The 24,555-nt window shown below is 65.7% G+C and carries 26 protein-coding genes; 10 read left to right on the top strand and 16 right to left on the bottom strand.

All coding sequences use genetic code 11. The features are described from left to right. Positions 1-137 precede the first annotated feature (137 nt). Both ACTS1X_RS04315 and ACTS1X_RS04310 read left to right on the top strand, forming a co-directional pair. Complete coding sequence (locus ACTS1X_RS04315) at positions 138-1,241, top strand: HWE histidine kinase domain-containing protein (RefSeq protein WP_442613149.1); 1,104 nt, start codon at positions 138-140, stop codon at positions 1,239-1,241. Beyond that, positions 1,234-1,611 (top strand): response regulator, encoded by a 378-nt coding sequence (locus ACTS1X_RS04310; protein ID WP_442613148.1) that lies wholly within the window; start codon positions 1,234-1,236, stop codon positions 1,609-1,611. Before ACTS1X_RS04315 ends, ACTS1X_RS04310 begins: the two co-directional genes overlap by 8 nt. Before the next feature lie 12 nt (positions 1,612-1,623). Here ACTS1X_RS04310 and ACTS1X_RS04305 read toward each other — a convergent pair whose 3' ends face one another. Then, positions 1,624-3,276 (bottom strand): sulfatase, encoded by a 1,653-nt coding sequence (locus ACTS1X_RS04305; RefSeq protein ID WP_442613147.1) that lies wholly within the window; start codon positions 3,274-3,276, stop codon positions 1,624-1,626. A gap of 122 nt (positions 3,277-3,398) precedes the next feature. Here ACTS1X_RS04305 and ACTS1X_RS04300 point away from each other — a divergent pair, with 122 nt between their 5' ends. Genes ACTS1X_RS04300 through ACTS1X_RS04275 form a run of 6 tightly spaced genes read left to right on the top strand, consistent with a single transcriptional unit; the run spans position 3,399 to position 7,437 of the window. Further along, positions 3,399-4,166 (top strand): SDR family NAD(P)-dependent oxidoreductase, encoded by a 768-nt coding sequence (locus ACTS1X_RS04300; RefSeq protein ID WP_442613146.1) that lies wholly within the window; start codon positions 3,399-3,401, stop codon positions 4,164-4,166. Between the two features lie 15 nt (positions 4,167-4,181). Beyond that, a complete protein-coding gene (locus ACTS1X_RS04295) occupies positions 4,182-4,832 on the top strand; it encodes a glutathione S-transferase family protein (protein WP_442613145.1) in 651 nt (216 codons plus the stop codon). Between the two features lie 15 nt (positions 4,833-4,847). Continuing rightward, positions 4,848-5,828: a thiamine pyrophosphate-dependent dehydrogenase E1 component subunit alpha gene (locus ACTS1X_RS04290; RefSeq protein WP_442613144.1), complete on the top strand. Its 981-nt coding sequence runs from the start codon at positions 4,848-4,850 to the stop codon at positions 5,826-5,828. Continuing rightward, on the top strand, positions 5,825-6,817 hold the full coding sequence (locus tag ACTS1X_RS04285) for an alpha-ketoacid dehydrogenase subunit beta (RefSeq protein WP_442613142.1): 993 nt from the start codon (positions 5,825-5,827) through the stop codon (positions 6,815-6,817). Before ACTS1X_RS04290 ends, ACTS1X_RS04285 begins: the two co-directional genes overlap by 4 nt. A gap of 3 nt (positions 6,818-6,820) precedes the next feature. Beyond that, complete coding sequence (locus ACTS1X_RS04280; protein ID WP_442613141.1) at positions 6,821-7,051, top strand: biotin/lipoyl-containing protein; 231 nt, start codon at positions 6,821-6,823, stop codon at positions 7,049-7,051. Beyond that, the gene (locus ACTS1X_RS04275) at positions 7,048-7,437 is read left to right on the top strand and encodes a nuclear transport factor 2 family protein (RefSeq protein WP_442613140.1); all 390 of its coding nucleotides are present in this window, start codon (positions 7,048-7,050) and stop codon (positions 7,435-7,437) included. The genes ACTS1X_RS04280 and ACTS1X_RS04275 overlap by 4 nt, the downstream gene beginning before the upstream one ends. 7 nt (positions 7,438-7,444) lie before the next feature. Here ACTS1X_RS04275 and ACTS1X_RS04270 read toward each other — a convergent pair whose 3' ends face one another. The 3 genes from ACTS1X_RS04270 to ACTS1X_RS04260 all read right to left on the bottom strand — a co-directional run bounded on the left by ACTS1X_RS04270 (position 7,445) and on the right by ACTS1X_RS04260 (position 10,998). After that, the gene (locus tag ACTS1X_RS04270; RefSeq protein ID WP_442613139.1) at positions 7,445-8,200 is read right to left on the bottom strand and encodes an SDR family NAD(P)-dependent oxidoreductase; all 756 of its coding nucleotides are present in this window, start codon (positions 8,198-8,200) and stop codon (positions 7,445-7,447) included. Between the two features lie 172 nt (positions 8,201-8,372). Then, positions 8,373-9,758: an aromatic ring-hydroxylating oxygenase subunit alpha gene (locus tag ACTS1X_RS04265; protein WP_442613138.1), complete on the bottom strand. Its 1,386-nt coding sequence runs from the start codon at positions 9,756-9,758 to the stop codon at positions 8,373-8,375. 1 nt (position 9,759) lies between these two features. Then, on the bottom strand, positions 9,760-10,998 hold the full coding sequence (locus tag ACTS1X_RS04260) for an aromatic ring-hydroxylating oxygenase subunit alpha (protein ID WP_442613137.1): 1,239 nt from the start codon (positions 10,996-10,998) through the stop codon (positions 9,760-9,762). A 104-nt stretch (positions 10,999-11,102) separates the two neighbouring features. On the opposite strand from ACTS1X_RS04260, the gene ACTS1X_RS04255 reads away from it, so the two are divergent. Further along, complete coding sequence (locus tag ACTS1X_RS04255; protein WP_442613136.1) at positions 11,103-11,639, top strand: VOC family protein; 537 nt, start codon at positions 11,103-11,105, stop codon at positions 11,637-11,639. Here the strand turns inward: ACTS1X_RS04255 and ACTS1X_RS04250 are convergent. Further along, positions 11,636-12,397, bottom strand: coding sequence for a helix-turn-helix transcriptional regulator (locus ACTS1X_RS04250; protein ID WP_442613135.1), 762 nt, complete (start codon positions 12,395-12,397; stop codon positions 11,636-11,638). The two genes, ACTS1X_RS04255 and ACTS1X_RS04250, sit on opposite strands and share 4 nt — an antisense overlap. A 207-nt stretch (positions 12,398-12,604) precedes the next feature. On the opposite strand from ACTS1X_RS04250, the gene ACTS1X_RS04245 reads away from it, so the two are divergent. Beyond that, positions 12,605-14,230, top strand: coding sequence for an AMP-binding protein (locus ACTS1X_RS04245; RefSeq protein ID WP_442613134.1), 1,626 nt, complete (start codon positions 12,605-12,607; stop codon positions 14,228-14,230). Here ACTS1X_RS04245 and ACTS1X_RS04240 read toward each other — a convergent pair whose 3' ends face one another. The 11 genes from ACTS1X_RS04240 to ACTS1X_RS04190 all read right to left on the bottom strand — a co-directional run bounded on the left by ACTS1X_RS04240 (position 14,231) and on the right by ACTS1X_RS04190 (position 24,426). Beyond that, complete coding sequence (locus tag ACTS1X_RS04240; protein WP_442613133.1) at positions 14,231-15,130, bottom strand: SDR family oxidoreductase; 900 nt, start codon at positions 15,128-15,130, stop codon at positions 14,231-14,233. A gap of 57 nt (positions 15,131-15,187) precedes the next feature. Next, entirely contained in the window at positions 15,188-16,396 is a 1,209-nt protein-coding gene (locus tag ACTS1X_RS04235) for an acyl-CoA dehydrogenase family protein (RefSeq protein ID WP_442613132.1), read from the bottom strand. Between the two features lie 4 nt (positions 16,397-16,400). Continuing rightward, positions 16,401-17,141 carry a ThuA domain-containing protein gene (locus ACTS1X_RS04230; RefSeq protein ID WP_442613131.1) on the bottom strand — a complete coding sequence of 247 codons (741 nt, stop codon included), beginning with the start codon at positions 17,139-17,141 and terminating at the stop codon, positions 16,401-16,403. Between the two features lie 4 nt (positions 17,142-17,145). Continuing rightward, complete coding sequence (locus tag ACTS1X_RS04225; RefSeq protein ID WP_442613130.1) at positions 17,146-17,916, bottom strand: SDR family NAD(P)-dependent oxidoreductase; 771 nt, start codon at positions 17,914-17,916, stop codon at positions 17,146-17,148. Then, positions 17,917-19,062 carry a thiolase family protein gene (locus ACTS1X_RS04220; RefSeq protein ID WP_442613129.1) on the bottom strand — a complete coding sequence of 382 codons (1,146 nt, stop codon included), beginning with the start codon at positions 19,060-19,062 and terminating at the stop codon, positions 17,917-17,919. Beyond that, the gene (locus tag ACTS1X_RS04215; protein WP_442613128.1) at positions 19,059-19,457 is read right to left on the bottom strand and encodes a Zn-ribbon domain-containing OB-fold protein; all 399 of its coding nucleotides are present in this window, start codon (positions 19,455-19,457) and stop codon (positions 19,059-19,061) included. Before ACTS1X_RS04215 ends, ACTS1X_RS04220 begins: the two co-directional genes overlap by 4 nt. Next, entirely contained in the window at positions 19,457-20,545 is a 1,089-nt protein-coding gene (locus ACTS1X_RS04210; RefSeq protein ID WP_442613127.1) for an acyl-CoA dehydrogenase family protein, read from the bottom strand. The genes ACTS1X_RS04215 and ACTS1X_RS04210 overlap by 1 nt, the downstream gene beginning before the upstream one ends. Further along, a complete protein-coding gene (locus ACTS1X_RS04205) occupies positions 20,542-21,795 on the bottom strand; it encodes a cytochrome P450 (RefSeq protein WP_442613126.1) in 1,254 nt (417 codons plus the stop codon). The genes ACTS1X_RS04210 and ACTS1X_RS04205 overlap by 4 nt, the downstream gene beginning before the upstream one ends. 75 nt (positions 21,796-21,870) lie before the next feature. Further along, entirely contained in the window at positions 21,871-22,611 is a 741-nt protein-coding gene (locus ACTS1X_RS04200) for an SDR family NAD(P)-dependent oxidoreductase (protein ID WP_442613125.1), read from the bottom strand. After that, positions 22,608-23,411 (bottom strand): ThuA domain-containing protein, encoded by an 804-nt coding sequence (locus ACTS1X_RS04195; RefSeq protein ID WP_442613124.1) that lies wholly within the window; start codon positions 23,409-23,411, stop codon positions 22,608-22,610. Before ACTS1X_RS04195 ends, ACTS1X_RS04200 begins: the two co-directional genes overlap by 4 nt. 1 nt (position 23,412) lies before the next feature. After that, positions 23,413-24,426 (bottom strand): NADP-dependent oxidoreductase, encoded by a 1,014-nt coding sequence (locus tag ACTS1X_RS04190; RefSeq protein WP_442613123.1) that lies wholly within the window; start codon positions 24,424-24,426, stop codon positions 23,413-23,415. Between the last annotated feature and the right edge of the window lie 129 nt (positions 24,427-24,555).

Genomic DNA, 24,555 nt, shown 5'->3' with positions numbered 1-24,555 from the left:
AACGGATGCTTGCCCGATGGCAGATTCGCGCGCGACAATGATGTACGCATTAGGGAGAACTTTGATAAAGCTCTGGGGATCAAACGAAATAGCGTGTCGGCGGGTTTTGGTAAGTAGCGTATGCAAGAGGGGTTGCGATGGACGAGTTGAACAGGAAGCTGACTGCGGAAAATGCGGATCTACGCAGCAAACTCGCCGAAGCGCTTGCCGACAGTGCCGATCAGGCCGCCATCGCCGAAAGCGCGGAGAAGCGATCCTCGATTCTCGGGGCGGCGCTCGAGACCGTTCCGGTCGGCGTGGTCCTGGCCGAAGCACCGAGCGGGGAGATATTGCTCGGTAATTCCCGCGTCGTGGAGATGCTCGGTCATCCGATGCTGAAATCGGAGAATTTCGACTCCTATGGCGAGTGGATATCCTTTCACGCCGACGGTCGGCGTGTTGATAGCCACGAATATCCGCTCTCGCGCGTGATCCGGGACGGGGAGGACTATGCCGAACTGGATGTCCATTACCAGCGCGGCGATGGTTCGCGATTCTGGATGAAGATCGTCGGGAGGCCGATAACGGACGATGATGGCAGGATGATCGCCGCGTCGGTCGCGCTGATCGACATCGAGAAGGAACGGCAGCTCCGGCGCGAGCAGGAGATATTGATCGCCGAGCTCGATCACAGGGTAAAAAACGCGTTCACGGTCGTCAAATCAATCGTTAGCCAGTCGCTGCGCAAGAACGGGGTAATGCCGGGGCTGCGCGATACGATCGATCGGCGGCTGGATGCGTACGCGAGGGCCCATGCCGGCCTCGTGGGCAAGACATGGAAGACGGCGACGATCAGCGGTATTGTTCGGGACATTCTCGGCCAGCAGGTGGAGGAAGGCACGGTCATCATGTCCGGACCGGATATCGAGCTTCCCTCCAAACAGGCTTTGGCGCTGTCGATGGCGCTCTACGAGCTTTCGACCAACGCGTTCAAATATGGCGCATTGTCCGCGGTCGGCGGCACCGTGGACATTGAATGGACCGTGTCCGAAGGGCCTGATTGCCAGTTAGAGATCGATTGGAGGGAACGCGGCGGCCCGAAAACCGTTGAACCGGAAAGCAAGGGCTTCGGTTCGTTCATCATCGAGCGCGCGCTTGCGATGGAGACGCAAGGCTCCGTTACGATCGATTATCCGGCGGACGGGCTGACCTGGCGATTGATCGCGCCGTTCGCCAAGCTGAAACAGGACGCAAATGACTGATACCGCGCGACGCGTATTCATTGTCGAAGACGAAATCATGGTCGCATTCGAGATGGTGGACCTGGTCGAAGATCTCGGTTTCGAGATTGTCGGGCCCAGCATCCACCTCGACGACGCGAAGGCGATCGCGAAGGAACAGGAGATCGACATCGCCTTTCTCGACGTCAATCTCGGTTCCGGCAAGACCTCCCGACCCATCGCGCAGACCCTGCGGGAGCGCGGAATCCCGTTCGTTTTCATCACCGCTTACGACCGCGACCAGATCGATTTTCTGGAACCCGACGACGTCGTACTCAAGAAACCGTTGTCGGGAGATATTCTGGCCCGCACGCTGGCCGATGCCGATCTGACCGGAGACGGCTCCGGCTGAACGGTCGGCCGCTCAGTTCGGCCAATAAATCACCTCGTCCCGACTGCCGACGCGCTCCGCCAATGTCCGATCGACCGCGATCGGCGCTTCCAGCGTGTAAGGGTAAAGGGGCGGACGGCGTCCTTCTTCGTGCCGGGCGAGCAGTGCCCGCATCCGGGCGACCCGCGCCGGATGCGTCTGCGCGAGATTCGTCTGTTCGGTTGGATCTTCGGCGAGATTGAAAAGCCATTCCCGTTCGGGACGCTGGCTGACTTGCAATTTCCAGTCGCCCTGCCGCACGACCCGATAATAGCCGCTCTGCCAGAATATCGCGTCGCCCGGTCTTTCGGGTGCGCCCGACGACGGGAGCAGGTCGATGCCGTCGATCGCGACGCCGTCCGGCAGCGCAGCGCCTCCCGCCGCCGCGAGCGTCGGCATCAGATCGATATGCGCGACCGGCGTGTCGCTGCGGCTCCCCGCCGCGATCCGCGCGGGCCAGCGCATGAACAGGGGCACCCGGATCCCGCCTTCAAAAAAGGTCAGTTTCCAGCCGCGATAGGGCGCATTGATGTCGGGAAGGCCGATATAACCCGCGCCGCCATTGTCGCTGGAAAAGACGATGATCGTGTTGTCCGCGAGCCCCTGCGCTTCGAGCTCGGCCATGATGTCTCCGACGCTGCGGTCGAGCGCCCGCACCATGGCTGCGTAGACCCGCTCCCGATGGGGCTCGATATCGCCGACCGCTTCGTAATCGGCGCGCGTCGCCTGAAGCGGCGTGTGGACGCCCCAATGCGCGAGATACAGGAAAAAGGGCCGGTTGCGGTTGGCGCGGATGACGCTGATCGCCTCGTCGGTCCACCAGTCGGTCAGATAACCGCCGGGTTCGAACCATTCGCCGCCGTCGAAGCTCGCGGCGAACTGCATCCGCGCCCAGAGAAACCGGTCGATCGGATCGAAATCGAGCCGGGCGTTGACGACGTCGGGATCGTCTTCGGGCAGGAACAGGCCGCTGGCCATCAACAGGCTTTCGTCGAAGCCTTGCGCGTTGGGGTCGAATTCCGCGCCCCGTCCGAGATGCCATTTGCCGATATGGACCGTGTGATAACCGGCCTCGCCCAGCACTTCGGCGATGGTGACTTCCGAGCCCGGCAGGCCCTGTTCGGCGTAAGGCGGAGCGGCTTCGGCCCGTGCGCTGTCCCATTCCAGCGGCGGCAGACCGGACCGGTCCGTGTCGGCCAGCAGATTGACCATCCGGCCCATCCCGTCCGGCGTCGGCGTGAATTCGAAGCCGGTTCGGGTCGGGTAGCGTCCGGTCATCAGCATTGCGCGGCTCGGCGCGCAGCTGGCGGTGCCCGCATAGGCCTGTTCGAAAATCATGCCTTCGGCGGCGAGCCGGTCGATATTGGGTGTCGGCACCCGGCCGCCCGCGATCCCGCCGCCGAATGTCGAGATATCGTTGATCCCGAGATCGTCGGCGAGGATGAAGACGATGTTGGGCGGGCGGTCGCCTACCGGGACAATCGCTTCGGTGGGCCCGGTGTCCCAGCGGATGGGCCGGTTGGCCGCCACGTCGACCCTGTCGCGATTGGCGACGACGTATAGGATGATCGCCTGCCGGTTGAACCATGCGATCCCGCCGCCGATCAGGATAATCGCCAGCACGGCGATCACGACCTTCTTGATCATATCTGCCCCCTCGGCCCGCTCTATAGCATAGCGCGGATCGCTGTCGCTGGCACTTTTGCTGATTAACGCCGAACCGGCGATGCAGTAGGTTTACCCTCCACAGAATAAGGCGAAAGGTGAGGATGATGGATCTCGGACTGGCAGGCAAGAAAGTCATCATGAACGGCGGCGCGCACGGTCTCGGCCTCGCCTCGCTCCGGCATTTCGCCGCCGAGGGCGCGGACGTCGCCTTTTTCTCGCGCAAGGAGGACAAGATCGAGGCGGCGAAGCAGGAGATCGACGCGGCCGGTTCCGGCAAGGTCCATGGCCAGGTTTTCGACATCAACAGCGGCGCGGATGCGTATAGGGACTGGCTGGCCAAGGCCGCTGATACGCTCGGCGGGTGCGATATCTTCGTGCACACGGCGAGTTCGTCGGGCACGGGCGGCACAGCCGACTGGCAGCAGGGGCTCGACATGGACATCATGGGCGCGGTGAACGGCGTCGAGGCGCTGACGCCCCAGCTCGCCGAATCCGATGCCGGTTCTATTGTCTTCATGTCGTCGACCGCGGCGCTCGAGACCTTCATCGCGCCCCAGGCGTTCAACGCGCTCAAGGCCGCGCTCATCACCTATGGCTCCCAGCTCAGCCAGGCGCTTGCGCCGCAGGGCGTTCGCGTCAACTGCGTCTCGCCGGGCGCGATTGAATATCCGGGCGGCAATTGGGAGATGATCAAGGGCGTCATGCCCGAACTCTACGAAGGCACGCTGGCCAAGATGCCGATGGGCCGGTTCGGCGAGCCCGAGGAAGTGGCGAAAGCCATCGTCTTCGTCGCGTCGCCCGCCTGCCCCTATATGACCGGCGCCAATATCGTCATCGACGGCGGCTTCACCCAGCGCGTCCAGTTCTAGCGGAAGGTATTCGGGATGAAACTCTATCAGGCCCTCGGTCCCAATCCGCGCGTCGCGCTCATGTTCATCGAGGAAAAGGGCGTCGCTATCGACCGCGCCTTTGTCGATATCATGGCCGGCGAGAACCGGCAGGACGCGTTTCGGGCGAAGAACCCGTTCGGCCAGGTCCCGCTGCTCGAAACCGATAGCGGCGGTCATGTCTCCGAAAGCGTCGCGATCTGCGAATATATCGAGGACAAGCATCCCGAGCCGGCGCTGATCGGCGCGACGCCGGAGGAGCGCGCCGAGACCCGGATGCTCGTCCGCCGTGTCGATTTCGACGTCGTCATGCCGATGACCACGGGTTTTCGGGGATCGGAGGGGCTGCCGCTGTTCCAGGACCGGATGCGCTGCCTGCCCGAGGCCGCCGACGGGCTCAAGGCCTGCGCGAAGGACGGCATGGCGGGCTTCGATTCCTGGCTGGCGGATCGCGACTATCTCGCCGGCGACCGCTTCACGCTCGCCGATATCGTGCTCTTCGCCTTTATCGATTTCGGCGGGCAGGTCGGTCAGCCGCTGCCCGCGGAACTGGCGAATCTCAAATCATGGTTCGATCGGGTCGCCGCGCGGCCCAGCGCATCCGCCAGCGCCAACCCCAAGGTCGGCCTCGATGCCGAATCCGCCTGAACAGAAAGGCCAGCGATGAGTGATACGAAATTGGACCGCGATATCCTGAAGGATATCTATACCCGGACGATGAAGGTCGCGCAGACCGACGAGAAATTCCGGTCGCTGCTGACCCAGGGGAAGGTCGCGGTGATGTATTACCCCGTGCGCGGGCAGGAACTCGTTTCGGGCGCGATGATGGCGGCGCTGAACGAAGACGATTACGTCGTCTGCACCTATCGCGGCCAGGGCGAGCAGACGGCCAAGGGCGTGCCCGCCGATCTCTGGTGGGCGGAATGCATCGGCAAGGCGACCGGCACCTGCAAGGGCAAGGGCGGTCCCATGCACATCACCCATCCCGAAAGCGGGGTGATGGTGACGACCGGCGTCGTCGGCTCGGGCATCCCGATCGCCAACGGCCTCGCCATGGCGTCGCAGAATAACGGCGACGGGCGGGTGACGGTGACGAGCTTCGGCGACGGCGCGGCGAATATCGGCGCGTTTCACGAGGCGATGAACATGGCGCAGCTCTACAAGCTTCCGGTCGTCTTCCTCTGCCAGAACAACCGCTATGGCGAGCATACCGCCTATGCCGACCATACCGACAGTCCGACGATCGCCGAGCGCGCCGCCGGTTACGGCATGAAGGGCGTGCGCGTCGACGGCAACGATGTCGAGGCGATGTGGGCGGCGGCGAAGGAAGCCGTCGACCGCGCCCGCGCCGGCGAGGGGCCGACCCTGATCGAGGCGATGTGCTACCGGATGATGGGCCATTTCTTCGGCGCCGATTTCTCCTACATGCCCGAGGACCATATTGCCGAGATGCAGGCCGAGGACCCGCTGCCCAAGCTGCGCAAGGTCATGCTCGACCACCAGTTCACCGAGGAGGAGCTCGACGCGATCGTCGCCGAGATCGATGCCGAGATCGACGCGGCGGTCGAAAAGGCGCTCGAGGCGCCGTTCCCCGACGCGGACGAGCTTCGCAAGGATGTGTTCGAAGAGGAGATCGCGGCATGAGCGGCCAGATCACGATGACCGAGGGCCTCAACCAGGCGCTCGACGAAGCGATGGCCGCCGATGACGGCGTGTTCTGCCTCGGCGAGGACGTGTCGGCCAAGCAGGGCGGCGGCGTCTTCAAGATCACCGCAGGCCTCACCGAAAAATATGGCGAGAACCGCGTCCGCGCCACGCCGATTTCGGAAACCGCGATCATGGGCGCCGCCGTCGGCGCGGCGATCGCCGGCCAGCGTCCGGTTGCCGAGATCATGCTGATGAACTTCGTCGGCGTGTGCATGGACCAGATCGTCAACCACGCCGCGAAACTGCGCTTCATGTCGGGCGGCCAGACCAATGTACCGCTCGTCATCCGCACGACCACCGGCGTCGGCGTCGGCTTCGGCGGCCAGCATTCGGACATGCTCGAGGCCTGGTTCGCCCATGTCGCGGGGATCAAGGTGGTTACGCCGTCGAACGCGGCGGATGCCAAGGGCCTGCTGCGCGCCTCGATCGACTGCAACGATCCGGTGCTCTTCATCGAGAATATTCTCTGCTACGGACTGCAGTCGGACGATCCGGGCAAGGATTACCGGGTGCCGCTGGGCAAGGCGGCGATCGCGCGCGAGGGCACGGACGTCTCGCTCATCACCTATGGCCGCACGGTCCTCGACGCACTCGGCATCGCCGAGGAGCTCGACAAGGAGGGGATTTCGGTCGAGGTGGTCGATCTGCGCACGATCGCGCCCTATGACGAGGAAACGGTGCTCGCGTCCGTCCACAAGACGGGCCGTGCGGTGACCCTGCACGAGGCCGTGAAACCCTTCGGCACCGGCGCGGAGATCTCCGCCAATATCCACGAAAAGCTGTTCAACGCGCTGAAGGCGCCGGTCCAGCGTGTCGGCGGCGCCTTTTCCGCCGTCCCGTTCGTCAGCGCGCTCGAACAGGCCTGGATCCCGACTAGGGAGGAGATCGTCGGGGCGATCAAGGCCACCATGGACTGGAAGCAATAGGCGATGGCGACGGAGATCCGCATTCCGAAGCTCGGCATGAGCGCGACCGAGATGACGCTCACCGAATGGATGTATGCCGATGGCGATACCGTCGAGAAGGGCGACGTCATCTACACGGTCGAGACCGACAAGAGCGCGACCGAGATCGAGGCGCAGGCCGCCGGAACGATCCGTACGACGGGGGAAGAAGGCCAGGTTTACAAGGTCGGCGACCTGATCGGCACGATCGAGTGACACCGGCCGAGATCGTCACCGCCGTCTTCACCCATGCGGGCCGGGACGAATGGGACAAGATCGAGCCGCATTTTTCGGAGGATCTCGTTATCCATGAACCGCCGTCGCTGCCCTATGGCGGCGAATGGCGCGGCCGGGATGCCCTCCGGCGGCTCTATGCCGAGGTCATGACCTATTGGGAGGAACCCGAAGTCATCGTCGAATCGATCGTCGGCGGCGAGGAATGGGCGGTCGCGATCCTCCAGTTCAGCATGACGTCGAAGGCGACCGGCGAACGCTTCACCCAGCCTATGGTCGAGGCGACGCGGGTCGAAAACGGCAAGGCGGTCGAGATCCGGATCCACTATTTCGACTCGGCGGAAGTGAAGCGCCAGGCTGGCGGATGAGCACGCGCTACAGCGTCTGTCCGTCGTCCATGACGAACTCGGCACCCGTCACATAGGCGCTCTCGTCGGCGCAGAGGTACAGCAGTATCCCGTCGAGCCCTTCCTGTGGCATCAGCCGGCGGCGGTTGAAGCGGGCGATCTGTTTCTGTCCGCCCGCGCTGTCGAACCAGTCCTGGTTGAGTTCGGTCCGGATATAGCCGGGCAGGATCATGTTGACGTTGATCCCCTTGTTCAGCCATTCGCGCGCCAGCGTCTTGCCGAGCTGCGATACGCCTGCCTTGCTCGCCGCATAGGCCGAGAGCCCCGGAGACGGTTCGAACGCCGTGATCGAGGAGATCAGCACGATCCGTCCATTGTCGCGCTCGGCTGCGATCAGGCGTCTGGCGCCCTCGCGCGCCGTCAGGAAGGCGCCGCGCAGATTGACCGCCATCGCGGCGTCGAACGCCTCGACGGCCATGGAGAGCGCGAGCGCATCGTTGCTCATCCCGGCATTGGCGACGACGGCGTCCACCGTGCCGAAGGCCGCCTCGGCCGCGTCATAGGCCGCGATCACCGAGTCCTCGTCGGCGACGTCCATCCCGACGGCGAGCGCACCATCGCCGATCTCTTCGGCCAGCGCCTCCAGCCGCTCCTTGCGCCGGGCGCCGAGCACGACCTTGGCGCCGGCGCGCGCCAGCAGCCGCGCGAAACCGGCGCCGAGGCCCGAGGAGGCGCCGGTCACGAGCGCGACGCGGCCGGAGAGATCGAAAGGGGTGTCGGGCATGGATCACTCCGGAAGTGTGAGAATGCGATAGTCCCGCGAATGCCGTCATGCTGAACTCGATCCGGCATCCATGAGCGCAAGCGACGCGTGTCGTCGGCATCGTCGAGGCTAATCGATCCTGAATCAAGTTCAGGATGACACCGCACGGGCGGATAACGCGCCGTCCGTGATTTTAGGGCAAGGCCCCCGTCAGATATTTGTCCATGGTCTGGTGGAAATGGCGGATCCGGCTTTCCTGATATTTGCCGAGTTCGACGCGGTTGTTGGGACTCGCGATCAGCCCTTCCTGGACATAGGGGAGGTTCTCCATGTCCTGATCGAACACGCCGCCCAGCGCGCCCCATTCCTCGACCGTGGCCCAGGGCTCATGTTCCTCGAGGAAACGCATTTCGGCGGCCTCAGGCATCTCGCCGTCCTTCGGCTTGCGGGCAAGAATGCGCACTTCCATCAAGGCCGCGTGCTGGTCCGGCCAAGGCCGCCAGCGATAGACGATGTTCGGCGCGAAGCCGCCCCACGGCGCCATGTTGGGGAAGACATTATAGGTGAAGGCGTCGAGCATCTCGCTGTCGGTCGCGTCGGAGCTGTCATAGCCGAGCGCTTCGAGAAACTGCTCGCGATTGGCTTCGGCCATGGACTGGCGCGCCGTCTTGCCCTCGACGAGCTTGCGCCCGCCGGCGCTCGCCGACCGGCCGGACGTCTGGTCGAACGCCTCCATGATCTCCTCTTCGGACAGCTTCTCGTCCTTCAGATGGGGGCTCGGTCGGCCGAACGGCGTGAGCGCCAGATTCGCATGGTCGCCCCAGATCGAATAGCGGGTATTCGCGTCGCCGGTATAGGGCAGGATCTGCGGATGGGTGACGATCGAATGCCAGGCTTCCATAAACGCCTCGGCGACGGCCTTCCAATTGGCCTTGACGACCTTGCCGACCCAGAGCGCAGTATAGCATTCCTCGAGCCGCCAGCGCGCGAACTTGTCGGTCAGCGGCGCCAGATAGTCTTCGAGCGGCACCTGGTCTTCGCTCTCGGTTACGAAGATGAAGCCCGCCCAGCGGCCGACGCGCAGCTCGGGCAGGCTCATGTCGCGCTTTTCGAGATGCGTGAAGTCCCACTGGCAGGGAATCTGCTTCAGCGAGCCGTCATTGTTCCAGGTGAAACCGTGGAACGGGCATTGCAGCTCGCTCGCATGGCCGCTTTCGAGGCGCAGCTTGCGGCCGCGATGCAGGCAGACATTGTGGAAGGCACGGACCGATCCGTCTTCCTGCCGCACGAGAATATAGGAGCGGCCGACATTGTTGTAGACGACATGGTCGCCGGGCTCGGGCATCTCTTCCTCGCGCGCCGCGAACTGCCAGACATTGGGCCACATCTTCGTCCGCTCGGCTTCGAAAAACGCATCGCCCGTGTACCGCTCGGCGGCGACCGCATCGGTGCCGAGGTCGCGCCACTCGTCGTCGCGGACCTCGGGCGGAACCGGGCGCGAATCCTGGTCCAGAATGTCGTCGACCGTGATGTCGGGGCAGCGGTCGTCGGGGCGGGGCGAGGTGGCTTGCTCGTCCATGTCAGCTCCTTTCGGTGGGGAGGGGCATGCCGATGGTCTCGGCGATATGGCGGTGTACGGCCTGCAGCGCGATCTCGTTCGCGCCGAGCACGACGTGAAAATCGTCAGGTGCGGTCAGGAGGTTGGCGTATCCGGCCGCGGCGACCCGATAGTCCTCGGTCTGCACGACCTTGGCCGTCGCGTCATAGGCCGTTTCGCAGGTCGCGCGATATTCCTCGTCGATGATCCCGAACGGCGCATAGACGGCGAACTGGCAGCGCGTCTTGCCGACCCCGTCGGGAAACAGGCGGAAGACCTGGGTGAAAAACACGCCCGGCGTCAGCGAGCCGAAGAAGATCACGGTGTTGGGAAACAGGAAATGGACGCCCCCATAATCGGTCTCGGGCCAGTCGGCTTCGTCCTTGCCGACATTCTTGCCGACCGACAGATCGGGAAAGCCGACCCGGTGGTGGCGGCCGACCGGCTCGAACACGCAGATATCGTTATAATGGGTCTGGCCGATGGTGGAGGCGTGCAGGGTCTTGAAATGATAGCCTTCGCCATAGGTGTCGAGCGCGAATTTCCAGTTGGAATCGGCTTTCAATATGCCCCTCTTGACCGGCACCGCCCGGTGCAGTTCGAGCTGTTCGAGGACCGGCGCGAAATCGCCGAGATGGGCTGCGGCGTCGATCGGATCGCCGTCGGGATCTGCGCGAACGAGGAGCAGCCCGAGATGTTCGGCGCAGGGAACTTCCACGAGGTCGCGCGCGCCGATATCGCAGCCGGCGAACCCGGCCTTGCCCGGCTGGCCGATCAGCGCGCCCTGATTGTCGAACGTCCAGGCATGGAAGGGACAGGCGAGCCGTTTCGCATTGCCGGACCATGGCTCGCTCTCTTCGACGAGCCTGGCGCCGCGATGCGTGCACATGTTGAGAAAGGCTCGCGCTGAGCCGTCCCTGCCGCGCATGACGAGGATCGACGGCCCGGCTGCGTCGAACAGCAGGATATCGCCGGGCTCGGGAATATCGCCGGAAAGCCCGGCCACCAGCGGTTCGGAGAGGAACAGCTTTTCGCGCTCCGCGGCGAAGCGCGGTTCATCGATATAGACGGACTTGTGCAGGGGCAGCGGCCCGTCGGCCATATCGGTCGTCTTGGAGGCGATGAGGTCGACCATGCGGCGGTCGATCGCGCGCGCATTCTCCCTGCGCGTCGCCGCCCAGTCGATCTCCCCGCCGTCCAGCCCGGGGTCGCGTTCCGCCATATCCTCGTCCTCGCACTTTGCGCAGTGTCGTTTTTCCGACCCTGCATGCATCATGACACAGGCTGCGCGGGACGTAAGCTAGCGCTTTAATGAGGAGAGTCGCAATGTCGGGAGCAGGAGGACTGGCCGCGATCGGCCCGGTCATGCAGATGGCCTATGTCCCCGGCGATTTCGACGCCGCCGTGCGATACTGGACCGGAACGATGGGCGTCGGCCCCTTCTTCCTGATCGAGAATATCGCGCTCGAGGACATGCGCTATCGCGGCGAACCCAGCGCTGCGGTCTTTTCCATCGCGCTCGCCTATTGGGGGGACGTGCAGATCGAGCTGATCCGCCCGGAAAACGACGCGCCGTCCCTCTATGGCGGCGACTATGGCGTGCGCGACCGGTTGCACCATGTCTGCATTCTGACCGACGATATCGGGAAAGCGCGCGCGATCTGCGATACGCAATCGGCCGAAATCCTCGTCGAAGCCAAGGTCGGCGCGGACGGGGCCGTACTCTATGCCGATCCGGGCGCCGGGCCCGGCCATGTGGTCGAGATTTTGCAGCCGGCAAGCGGCAGCGCGGATCTGTTCGCTATGATCAGGGCCGCGGCGGCGGACTGGGACGGGAGCGATCCGTTGCGGACGCTCGGCTAGTCGCTGGCCCCGAGATAGCCGAGCTGGCCGGCCTTGAAGATGGTCTGGCTGCGGTTGACCGAGTCCAGCTTCTCGGCTGCACGGTGGACATGGTAGCGCACAGTCGCGTGGCTGCGCGACAGGATCATGCTGATTTCCTTGTCGGTCTTGCCGATCGCCGCCCAGCGCAGGCACTCGACCTCGCGTTTGGACAGCACGCAGTCCGAGGGAATGCGGCGGGTCGATCGCATGACGGTGACATATCCGGCGATGAAGCGGCGGGTCACCTGCGCGAACAGCTCGCCATATTGGTCGAACAGCTCGGAGAGATCGCGCAGCTCGGCATCGAAGGGGATGAAGCTGTTGGCCGAAATCTGGCCGAAGGGCAGATGGACGGGAATCACGATCGCCGCATGGCAGAGCGCGCGCTTGTGGAAATCGCTCAGGTCCATCTCGTTGAGATAGTCGTTCCGCCAATGGCCGTAGAAACCGCTTTCGTTGCACCAGAAGGGCTCGCTCTCGTAGCGGCAGGCGCGCGGCAGCGGCGAATGGAGCGCGAGCCGCGCATCCTCCCACCAGCGTTCGCCGTCGGCGAGCCAGCCGAAGATATCGGCGTTTACGATCGTGCCTTCCGCATCGATCATCGGCTCCTTGGACGAAATGTCCTCGCAGAGCGCAATGCGCATGCCGCGCTCGTTGGCGATCCGGTTGATGGTAACGGCGGCGTCATGCACATCGTCGATCGAGCGGATCGTGACCTGCTCAAGCAGCTCCGCCATACGCTCTTTCCCGCGCGGGGTGCGCAACTCTACGACATTGCTCGCCATGACCATATCTTCTGCCCTTTTAGAAGATTCGGCAAGTCTGTTACCGAAACCTCTGTATTGACCATCACAGTCTTTCGCGCGACTGGCATTTTTGTGGATGCCAAGCGTGTCGGGCGTTCATAAGGTCTGTCCCGAGGAATCGGAGGAGATTCGCGGCCGATGGCGTGGCGTGGCAGCAATTTCGGACTGGCCCTGAAGGCGATCGCGCAAACGGTCGAACCCGAGCGGCCGGCGCTCGTCCATGGGGACGAGGTGGTGAGCTGGGCCGATTTCGACCGGATGACCGACAATATCGCCGCCGGACTGCTCGAAACGGGCCTGAAGCCGGGCGATGTCGCCGGCCAGCAGCTGCGCAACGGCCCGGCCTATCTGCTCGCCTGGTTCGGCTGCGCGAAGGCCGGCGTCACCCCGGTCAATATCAATTATCACTACACGGCCGGCGAGCTGGGCGATATCTTCGCGCGGTTCGGCCTGAAGGCGCTGTTCGTCGAGGCGGAGTTCGCCGAGATCGCGGCGGCGGCGAGCGAGCGGGCGCCCGGCCTGACGCAGCGCATTGCCCTGGACGGGGACGGCTGGGCGCGGCTTTGCGACACGCCGGCGCCGGCGGATTTCACGCCGAGCGACGATCCCGCCGGGCTGTTCTACGTCGCCACGGGCGGCACCACGGGGATGCCCAAGGCCGTGATGTGGCCCTTCGTCGAGGCGTGGCAGGCGTTCCAGATTTCGAGCTGGATGCGCGCATTCGGCGAGCCGCCCTGGATCGCCGAGACGCTCGAAGACCATGCCGCCGAGGCCGCCCGCCACCCGCCCCCGAGCGACGCGATGCGCTCGCCCTTGCTGTGCCTGAGCCCGTTGATGCACGGCGCCGGGCAGTTCTCGTCGCTGATCGCGCTGCTGCGCGGCGGCACGCTGGTCACCATCCCCGCGACCCGCTTCGATCCCGACCAGGCCATCGACACCATCCGCGACAGCGGCGCGAAATCGCTGGCCTTTGTCGGCGACGCGTTTGCGCTGCCGCTCGCCGACGCGCTCGAAGCGCGCGCCGACGCCGCCGACGCCATCGCCGGGCTGCGGATGATCGGCTCGTCCGGCGCGATTTTTTCGGGCGCCGTCAAGGAGCGGCTGCTCGCCGTCAATCCGCAGATGATCATCGTCGATGCGCTGGGATCGAGCGAAAGCGCGGGCACCGCCGTGACGGTCACCACGGCGGCCGGCTCGTCGGGCGGAGGGCATTTCTCGGCCGTCCCGGGCCGCGAAACGGCGATCTTCGATGCCGACTTCGCCGAACTGCCGCCCGGATCCGAAGAATATGGGATGCTGGCGCGCTCGGGGCCCCTGCCGCTCGGCTATCTCGGCGAGGACGAGAAGAATGCCGAGACCTTCCCGGTGATCAGCGGCAGGCGCTGGCTGATGACCGGGGACATGGCGCGGTTCCGCGAGGACGGCAGCATCGAGTTCAAGGGCCGCGACAATATGTGCATCAACACGGGCGGCGAGAAAGTGTTTCCCGAAGAGGTGGAAGGCGCGTTGCAGTCGCATCCGGCGGTTGCGGACGTCCGCGTCGTCGGGGTCCCCGATCCGCGCTTCGGCCGGAAGATCGCGGCGGTCGTCCGGCTGCGCGACGAACCGGCCGATATCGATGCGGCGCTCGATTCGCACGCGCGGGAGCGGCTGGCCGGCTACAAGGTTCCGCGTCTCTACGTGTTTACGCGGGAATCGCTCAGGCTCAACAACGGCAAGCCCGATTACCGGACGGCCCAGGCCCTTGCCGAAGCCGAGGCCTGATCAGGCGGTCCGCTCGGCCTTGTCCTTCTCGTTCGTGCCCTTGATCATCGCGCGGACCTGTTCCCACTCCTCGTCGCCGAGATGCGAGAGCGCGCCCCAGAAGGTGCCGCCATTCGCCTGATAGCCGGCGCCGTCGATCGCGATCGTCTGGCCGTTCACATATTCCGCGCCCGGCGCCATCAGGAAGGTCGCGAGATTGGCGAGCTCGTGCATCTCGCCGACCCGTCCCATGGGATTCCCTCCCGACATGTCGTTGCCGCCGCGCCCGCCCGGCGCGAGCCGCGCGCTCATGCCCTTAGTCGGAAAGGCGCCCGGGGCGATCGCGTTGAAGCGCAGGCCGTAGCGCCCCCATTCGACCGCAAGGCTCTGGGTCATCGTGTTGATCGCCGATTTGGACATGGCGGACGGGACGACGAAGGCCGAACCGTTCCACACCCAGGTCGTCAGGATGGAAAGGAAGCTCGCCTTCCTGCCCTCGGCGATCAGCCGTTTGCCGACATTGTGGGTGACGTAGAAGGTGCCGCGAAACACGATATCGGCGATCGCGTTGAACCCGTTGATCGACAGGTCCTCGGTGCGGCTGATGAAATTGCCCGCGGCATTGTTGACGACGCCGGTCAGCGCGCCGCCGTCTTCCCAGATCGCGTCGATCATCGCGTCGATCGCGTCCGCGTCGCGAATGTCGCAGCCATGCGCGACGACTGTTCCGCCATGTGCTTCAATGAGTGCGTCGGCGGTTTCCTGCGCTTTCGCCGCGCGGCGTCCGCAGATATGGACGGTAGCGCCGAGCTTGAGGAACGCTTCGGTCATCTCGCGGCCGAGGCCGGTCCCGCCGCCCGTGACCAATATGCGCTGGCCGTCCATGAGACCGGGCCGGAACATCAGTTTCGATACATCCATGGCGTTTTTCGCTTCCTGTGGTTGATGCCCCTCCGCCTATCGGGCCGCGGTCGCGGTTCAAAGGCCGAGCACGGTCTTGGCGATGATATTCTTCTGCACCTCGTCCGAGCCGCCGAAGATCGACCAGGCGCGGCTGTTGAGATAGGCGGGCGCGGCGATCTGCGCGTGCCGGCTGCCGACCGGTTCGGGCGCCTCGTTGCCGTAAAGCGGCCGTTCCGGGGGCAGCTGCAGCCCGTCATAGCCGAACAGGTCGACCGCCAGGGCGTCGACCGCCTGATGGATCTGTGCCGATACCAGCTTGACGAGCGACGTTTGCGGCCCCGGTTGGCGGCCCTTGGACAGTTCGGCGAGAATCCGCAATTCGGTAACTTCCAGCGCCTGCGCTTCGAGCCGCAATCTGGCCAGCCGCGTCGCGAAGGCCGGGTCGTGGGTCATCGGACCGTTGACCCCGGAAGCCGTATCGGCCGCCTGCAGCGCCAGCCGGTCGATCGTCGCGAGCAGGCGCGGCGCGTGGCAGGATCCGCCGCGTTCGTTCTCGAGCAGGAATTTCGCGATCGTCCAGCCCTGGCCTTCCTCGCCGATCAGATTGTCCGCATCGGTTTTCGCATCGTCGAAAAAGACCGCGTTGACCTCGTGATCCCCGGCCAGGGTCAGGATCGGCGACACGCTGATCGCTTCCTGGTCCATCGGCACGAGGAGAAAGCTGATCCCCGCCTGTTTGCGCGCGTCGGGATCGGTGCGCACGAGGCAGAAGATCCAGTTCGCGTAATGGGCGTGGGTCGTCCAGATCTTGGAGCCGTTGACCGCATAGGCGTCGCCGTCGCGCCGCGCCGTCGTCTTGAGCGAGGCAAGGTCCGACCCGCTGCCCGGTTCCGAATAGCCTTGGCACCAATAATCCTCGCCCGAAAGGATGCGCGGCAGGAAGCGCGCCTTCTGCTCGGGCGTGCCGAACCGGCAGATGACCGGGCCGACCAGCTTGAGGCCGAGCACCGAAAGCCCCGGCGCGCCGGCCAGCGCGCATTCCTTCTCGAAGATATAGCGCTGGGTCGGGCTCCAGCCCGTGCCGCCGTCCGCCTCGGGCCAGTGCGTGGCGAGCCAGCCCTTTGCGTGCAGGATGCGCTGCCATTCGAGGCCGATATCGGGTTCGACGAACACGCCGGGCGTCTGCGCCGCGCCCTCGCGCAGCCGGTCGGGCAGTTCCTCCGCGAGGAACGCGCGCACCGCCTCGCGAAACGCCAGTTCTTCGGGCGTCAAATCCATATCCATCGCGTCAGTCCCCCGTCCGCATTGCCCAGCCGAGCCCGCGCCGCAGCAGGTCGTAATAGACCGGATAGTCCCAGGCGCAGCGCTCGGGATGGGCGTAGAATGGTTCCATGTCGGGCAGGTCGTAATGGCCGCGGCAATGGCCGAGCGTGTTGTAGACGATCCGCCCCTCGCCGATGTCGCGCGTGTAGAGGATCGGCACGACGGTTTCGGGCCAGTCGGCGTCGACGAAACCCGTCGCTTCGCCTTCGAACCGCGTCTGCATCAGCGTATCGATCTCGGCCGTCGTTTTCGACAGGTAGAGCTCGTCGACGACCTCGAAGTCGTCGATGCCGCGCGTGAATTCGTGATCCTTGTCGACGACCTCGACCGTGAACGGCCCGATCGGCGGATGCGCCTTGAACTGGGTGCCGAGCATCTCCATCACGTCGGACCGCTCGTCGGGGCAGTCGACGCCGGTCTCGGTGAAGCGCAGGATCGAATTGGTGCCGTGCAGCGCCAGCCACTTTCCGCCCTGTTCCAGCCAGCTCCGGATCGCGGCGGCCTCCGGCTCGCCCGGCATCAGGTCGCAGGTATAGGTGACGAGGAACCGGCACTGGGAGAGCCGCTCGGTATCGGCATAGTCGCAGGCGACGGTCGTGCGGATCTGCGGATGTTCGGCGAGCAGCTTGAGGATTTCGAGCCGCGCGAAATCGATATCGTGATATTTGCCCGCGGCAACGAAATGCGCGTCGATCCGTTCGGCCATCGCCCTACTCCCTGATCGTCCCCGCGCCGTCGACCGTGAGGTCGACCCCACTCGTAAAGCTCGAATCGTCCGATGCAAGGAAGAGGATCGCGCTGGCCACTTCCTCGGGCTCGCCGACCCGGCCCATCGGATGGTTGGCGGCGAACATCGCCTCGACCTCTTCGGTGCTGCCCGGCAGCGCTTCCAGATAGCGTTCGAACATCGGCGTGCGGATCGCGCCGGGATGGACGGTGTTGGCGCGGATCGGCAGGCCCTTGGCCGCGCAATCGAGCGCGATCGTCTTGGTCAGCGCGGTGACGGCGGCCTTGGACGCGCAATAGGCCGCAAATCCGCCGCCCGCACGCAAGGCCAGCATCGAGCCGACATTGACGATGGCGCCCGGTTCGCCGCTCTCCGCGATCGCCGGAATGGCCGCACGGCAGCCGTTGAAGGTGCCGTTGAGATTGATGTCGATGGTCCGTCGCCAGCTGTCGATCGCGACCTCGGTCACGCCGCCGGGCTCGGATATGCCTGCCACGTTGCACAGGGTCGTGAGCTTGCCGAACCGCTCGACGGTCGCGGCGACCGCCTTTTCCCAGGCATCCAGATCGCGGACGTCGAGCTCCACCGAGGCGGCCTGCTCGCCCAGTTCGCCGGCCAGCGCGGCGGCCTTGTCGGCCTGTATGTCGCCGAGCATCACGCAGCCGCCCTCTTCCACGAACAGCCGCCCGACCGTGCCGCCGATCCCCTCGGCGCCGCCCGAAATCAGCGCGACCTTGCCTTGCATGCGTCCCATCTATCTCTCCAGTATCGCGACGGCCGAAAGGCCCGGCGCGCCGTAGACATGGCTATAGGCCGTCTTCGGCGCATTCGGCACCTGCCGCTCGCCGCCGCGGCCGCGCAGCTGCACGACATTCTCGTAAACCTGGCGCAGGCCCGAAGCGCCGATCGGCTCGCCGCAGGCGATGCAGCCGCCATCGGTGTTGACCGGCAGCCGGCCGGTGATCTCCGTCCGCCCCTCGGCGAGCCAGGCTTCCTGTTCGCCGTCGGCGCAGAAGCCGTTTTCCGCCATATGCATGATCTCCGCGCCGGACTCGGTGTCCTGCAGCTGGGCGACGTCGATATCGTCCGGGCCGATCCCGGCCGTCTCGAACGCGCCCCGCGACGCCAGCGTCGTCGGCGCGCCGCCGCGCTCGACGCTGATCGACGGGGCGAACACCTCGAACGATCCGGGCGGGCGGGTGCGCACCGCGATGCTCGCGATCTTGACCGCATCGGCCCCGAGCTCGCGGACCTTCTTCCCGCTCGCCACGATCAGCGCGACCCCGCCTTCGGCCGGCGAGCAGAACATGTATTTGGTCAGCGGATCGTTGACGACGGGCGCGTGGAGGATCGTCTCGAGATCGATGGGCGTGCGCCGCCAGGCGTGATCGGCCTTCTCGCCGTTGCGGAAGGATTTTTCGGCGACGCGGCCCAGCGTTTCCCGGCTGATGCCGTGCAGCTGCATGTAGCGCCGGAGCTTGAGTGCGAAGAATTGCGTCGTCAGCATCAGGCCGGTCTGGCCGTACCAGCCCGGCAGGCCCCATTCCTTCGGCTTGGCGTTGAACGCGCCGCGCTCATGCTTGTCGAAGCCGACCGCGAGCGCGATGTCATATTCGCCGGCCGCGACCGCGTTGCGCGCGGCGGCGAGGGCGCTGCCGCCGGTTGCGCAGCCATTGGCGACGTTGATGAAGGGCAGGCCGGTCAGGCCCAGCTCGTTGACCATGATATCGGCCGAGCCCGCCGCCGAGGACCCGCCATAGGCGCATTCGATATCGGTCCAGTCGAGCCCCGTGTCGGCCAGTGCCTGGCGGACCGCGAAGACGCCCTGGTCGCGGCCCGACCGGCCTTCGGTGCGGCCGAACGGGTGAATGCCCGCGCCGATGATGAAGACGTCCCTCATGCGCTGTTCTCCGGTCGGAAGGCGAAGGTGGAGCGGCTGCCGTCGAACGGCACGATCGCCAGTTCCATCGGCATGCCGAGCTCCAGTTCCTCGAGCGTCGCGTCGACGATCCGGGTCTCGACGATCACTTCGCCGGGCAGCTCGACATAGCCGAGCAGGAACGGCTCGAACTCCTCGGGCCCCTCATAGGGCGGCGTTTTCGGCCGGAAATCCTGGCGCGTCCACGACCAGAGCGTGCCGGTCCGCGACAGCGCCACGGGTTCGACGCCTTCGGCGGCATCGCCGTCGGGCATCGGAAAGACGATCTCGCCATCGGCGCGCCGCCCGCCGATAAGCTGCGGTTCCGCGCCGTCGGTCCAGAGGCCGGGCGCGATCGGTTCCAGCGTGTCCGCCATCAGGCCGCCTCCGCGAATTCGGCGAGATTGGCAGCCGGGTCGCCGAACAGCCGCGCGAGCAACATGACCCGCTTCATCGCATGGCCGATCGCGAGCTCGTCGGTCACCCCCATGCTGCCGTGGAACTGCACGGCCTCGCGCGCGATATGTTCGGCCTTCTCGGCGATCAGCGCCTTGGCGCCGGCCATCGCGGTCCGCCACCGGGCCGCGTCGGTGCGCGGTTCGAGGGCCGCGCGCCACAGCATCGAGCGCATCTGTTCGATCGCCGCATAGCAATCGACGAGCCGGTGCTGGACCGCCTGGAAACTGCCGATCGGCACGCCGAACTGCTCGCGCTCGCGGACATAGGCGAGCGTATCGTCGAGCAGCCGACCGGCAAGTCCGGTCATCTCGGCGGCCGCCAGCAGCTGGATCTCGGCGACGATCGTCCGCAGCGTTTCGTCGGAGATATCGAGCCGCGCCTCGGCGGCCGCCGCGACGTCGCGGAACCGGATTTCGGCGGCTTCGCTGCCATCGACGACGCGATAGCCGCGCCGGTGCACGCCGTCGCCGTCCGCCGGCACGAGGAACAGCGCGGTGTCGCCGTCGACCGATGCCGTCACGATCAGCCGGTCGGCCATCGCTCCGCCGAGGACGAAGCGTTTCTCGCCGGACAAGATGAAGTCCGGTCCGCGCGTCTCGGCGATCGTGCCCTGCGGCGCCAGATTGTATCGGCGCTCGGGTTCGGCAAAGGCGAAGGCCGCGATCCGGCGGCCATCGGCTATCGGCGCGATCTCCTCCGCCATGCCCGCGGCGTTCAGCAGCCGGAGCGGGAGGACTCCGTTTTCGAGCCAGGGATCGACGCCGATCCCCCGGCCCATCGCCTCCGCGACGACGACCAGGTCGACGATCGACCCGCCGATCCCGCCATGCTGCGCGTCGGCCGCGAGCGCGAACAGGCCGAGTTCCGCCGCCTCGCGCCAGCGCTGTCCGTCGAACCCGTGATCCATCGCCCGGATCCGGCGCCGCGCCTCGACGTCGACGGGCGCCGCGAACCGTTCGACCGTGGCCCTGAACAGCGCCTGGTCTTCGGACAGGTCGAAATTCATGCGCGCCGCTCGAAGCGGATCGGCAGATGGGTGAGCCCGCGCAGCAGCATGTTCGGCGGCCAGCTGATCGCCGCCTCGTCGGCGACCGAGAAATCGGTCAGCCGCGTCAGCAGCTCCTTGTAGGCGACCGCCATTTCCTTGCGGCTCAGCATGTTGCCGACGCACATGTGGATGCCCCGTCCGAAGGCGAGATGGGTGCGCGCATTCTGGCGCTCGATATCGAACGCGTCGGGATTCTCGTACTTGGCCGGATCGCGGTTGGCGGCGGCGTAGCGGAGCTGGACCATCGCCCCCTTGGGGATCGCGGTGCCGCCCAGCTCGCTATCCTTGAGCACGACCCGCCACATGCCCGATGTCGGGCTTTCGGTGCGCAATATCTCCTCGACCATGTTGCCGATCAGCTTGTCGTCCCCGGCATCGGCGGCGGCGACGGCTTTCGCCATCTGGTCGGGATTGCGGATCAGCTGGAGCAGCCCGCCGGCGAGCGCCGAGGTCGTCGTCTCGTTGCCGGCCACCATCAGCTGCTGGACCACCGACAGCAGTTCGGCCATGTCGAGCGGCCGTTCGTCGTCGACCCGCGCATGGACGAGATCGGAGAGCAGGTCGTCGCGCGGATGGTCGCGCCGCTCGTCGATCTTCGCCTTGACCGCGTGCTGGAATTCGACGACCTCGCGCGCGCATTCGAGCTCGCGCTCCTTGGAGACCATATGGCCGAGCCGGTCGACAAAGGCGTCCGACCAGCGCTTGATCTTGCCATGCTCCGATTCGTCGAAGCCGAGCTGCCCGGCGATCATCGCGACGGGCAGCGGGATCGCGAAATCGCGCACGAAATCGCATTCGCCCGCATCGGCGAACCCCTCGATCCGGTCGATGATGACCTGCCGGATGTCCTCCTCGATCGCGTTCACGCGCTTCATCGAAAAGGCGAGATTGACGAGCTTTCGGAACCGGGTGTGCTGGGGCGGATCGGCGGTCAGCATCGTATCGACCTGCGGCCAGCCCTCGTCGAGGATCGCCTTCACGTCCGGGTCCTGGGCCAGCGCGCCGGACAGCGCGGCCTGGAAATTGTTGGAGAATTCCTCGACCCGGCCCGTCGCTTCGGCGCACAGGTCGTAGGACAGGACCAGATACATGTTGCCGCCGGGCAATCGGTGGATCGGCCCCTCGGCGAGCGCCGCGCGGTAATAGTCGAACGGATCGGAAATGATTTCGGGATCGAAGAAATTGATCTGGTCGACCGGCTTGTTCACGCGCAATCCTCCATCGCTTTTGACCGACAATAACCGCGATTCGCGTCGGGAGGCGATGCGTGAAAGTGTTAGGGTTCAGCTTCGGAGCGTCAGGCCGCCGTCGACGATGATCCCCTGACCGGTGATGAAGCGCGCATCGTCGCCGGCGAGAAAGGCGATGACGTCGCCGATATCTTCCGGTTCGCCGATCCGGCCGAGCACGCATTTCGTCGTGTAATGCTCGACCGCCTCGGGCGAGGTTTCGAACGTGTCGCGCGTCATGCCGGTCATGATCGCGCCGGGCTGGACGCAGTTGACGACGATGCCTTCCGGGCCGAGCTCCGCCGCCATGGCGCGGGTGATCCCGAGAATGCCGTGCTTGGTCGCGGTGTAGGCGGTGAGGCCGGGATCGCCGTAGCGCGAGAGGATCGAGCCGACATTGACGATCCGCGCGGCGCCCGATTGCCGCAGCATCGGCAGGCAGGCGCGCGAGAGCTTGAACGGCGCGAGCATGTTCACCGTGATGCCGAATTCCCAGATCTCGTCGGTCAGCTCGTCGATCGCGCCCGCGGGCAGCACGCCGGCATTGTTGACGAGGATATCCAGCCCGCCGAGCCTCGTCTCGGCCGCGTCGACGATGGAGTCGATGGCCGCCGGATCGCTCAGATCGGCGACCAGGGTCGCGATATCGTCGCCGAGCGCGTCCAGTCCTTCGGCCGCCAGATCGACGGCCAATACCGTCGCGCCCTCGGCCGCCAGCCGCTTCGCGGTCGCCGCCCCGATCCCCGACGCCGCGCCGGTGGCGATGGCCGTGCGGCCCTCCAATGTCCTGCTCATGTTCCGGCTCCTTCAGCTCCGATGGTGGGGTCATGTCCCGCGACATGGTCGAGCGCATTGCGCAGCAACTGGCGGACATGCGGATTGCGATAGGTCTTCGGCCCGTCGCCGAACTGCAGATAGACGAGGGGCGCGTCGCCGACCCGCTTCGTCCAGGCGACGAAATTGCTGCCGCGCGGATGGGCCCAGCCGCGATTGTCGAACATCCGGCCCGCGACCGCATGGGCGGCGGAATAGAAATTGTCGGCGGTGAAATCGTGCCGGGCGCGGATCAGCGGTTCGACATCGTCCTCGAAAATCTCGGCCAGATACAGCTCGTCGATCAGCTCGAACGTTTCGGGCAGGCCGCGCGTCACCGGATGGTCCGCGCAGATTTCGGCGGTGTAGCGGACATCGTGGCGATAGCCGGAATCGAGCACCTCCCGGCCGCGCACTTCGCCGGGCTGGTAGAGGAACCGGCCGCCGACCATCTCGGCCCAGTCCGGCCAGTCGGCCCAGCCGGCCAGCGCATGATGCATCGTCACCGCGCCCCTGCCCGATCCGAAATGGCGGCGGATCGCGGCCTTGAAGCCGTCGGACGGCGGCCGGCTCGTCACCGTGCCGTCGGAGAATGCATAGCCGGGCATGTCGTAGAAGAGGATCGCCTCGGCATCGTCCGCGGCGCCCCCGGCGACCATCGCTTCGGCTTCCGGATGAACGAGGTGCGTGACATCCCAACCCTCGAGACTGTCGAGAAGCCCGGAAAACGGCGCCTCCTCGTAGGGGTGGCCGCCCGAGAGCACGAGAAGCGGGCGCGCCATCTCAGCCGATCTTGAGGATCATCTTGCCGTCGTTCGTGCCCTGGAACAGCCGCATGAAGGCGTCGAAGGCGTTCTCGATCCCCTCGTCGACATGTTCGTCGATCACGATCTTCCCCGCGGCCGCCCAGGGCCCCATCGCCGCCGCGCCCTCGGCGAAGCGGTCGATATAGTCGGCGACGAGGAGGCCGCGGATCGAGGCGCGGTGGACGATAAGTTGCCAAAGGTTGCGCGCACCGACGGGCTGGGGCGCGTTATATTCGCTGATCAGGCCGCACAGCCCGATCCGCGCGCCGTTTTTGAGGCACATCAGGCCGCCATCGAGGATATCCCCGCCCACATTCTCGAAAATGATGTCGACACCGTCGGGCGCGGCGTCCCGGATCGCCGCCGCGATCCCGTCCGCGTCCTTGCCGCGATAGTCGATCGCATGATCGAAGCCGTAGCGCTCGGTCAGCCGCGCGCATTTCTCCGGCCCGCCGGCGATCCCGATCGCCGTGCAGCCCTTGATCTTGGCCAGTTGCCCGACGATCGAGCCGACCGCGCCCGCCGCCCCGGTGACGAGCACCGTGTCGCCCTCTTGGGGTTCGCAGACGTCGAAAAAGCCGAAATAGGCGGTCATCCCGACCGCGCCGAACAGCGAGAGATAGTTGGTGACCGACGGGACGGCGTCCGCGTCGATCGGCTGGGTGAAGCCGCCGACCATGCCGACCGAATATTCCTCGATGCCGTTCAGCCCCATCACCCACTGGCCTTTTTCGAAGCCCTCGGCCCGGCTCTCCTCGACGATGCCGATCGTCGTCGCGCGCACCGGATCGCCGAGCGGGATCGGCGGCATGTAGGAGTCGGCAGCCGACATCCAGCCGCGCTGGGCCGGGTCGAGCGAGGCGTACCGGTTGCGGATCAGGAACTGGCCTTCGGCGATTTCCGGAAGCGGATCGCTGCGCAGTTCGAAATCGTCGGGCGCGGGCTCGCCGTCCGGGCGTCTGACGAGCAGGAAACGGCGGTTCTCGGTCATGTATCAACTCCTGTTTTCATCTGTCGGACCTTCGCTTCGCTCAGGTGCGGCACGGGGTTCCTTGGTCAGAATTTCGCTGGCGCGAAATCGCCGCACCGGCCCGCTCCCCCTCCCGGCCTCCCATTGAGT

The organism is Parasphingopyxis sp. (assembly GCF_052168275.1).
Taxonomy (GTDB): domain Bacteria; phylum Pseudomonadota; class Alphaproteobacteria; order Sphingomonadales; family Sphingomonadaceae; genus Parasphingopyxis.
The sequence above is the reverse complement of the archived record's forward strand: the minus strand, read 5'-3'. Positions and strand labels throughout refer to the sequence as shown.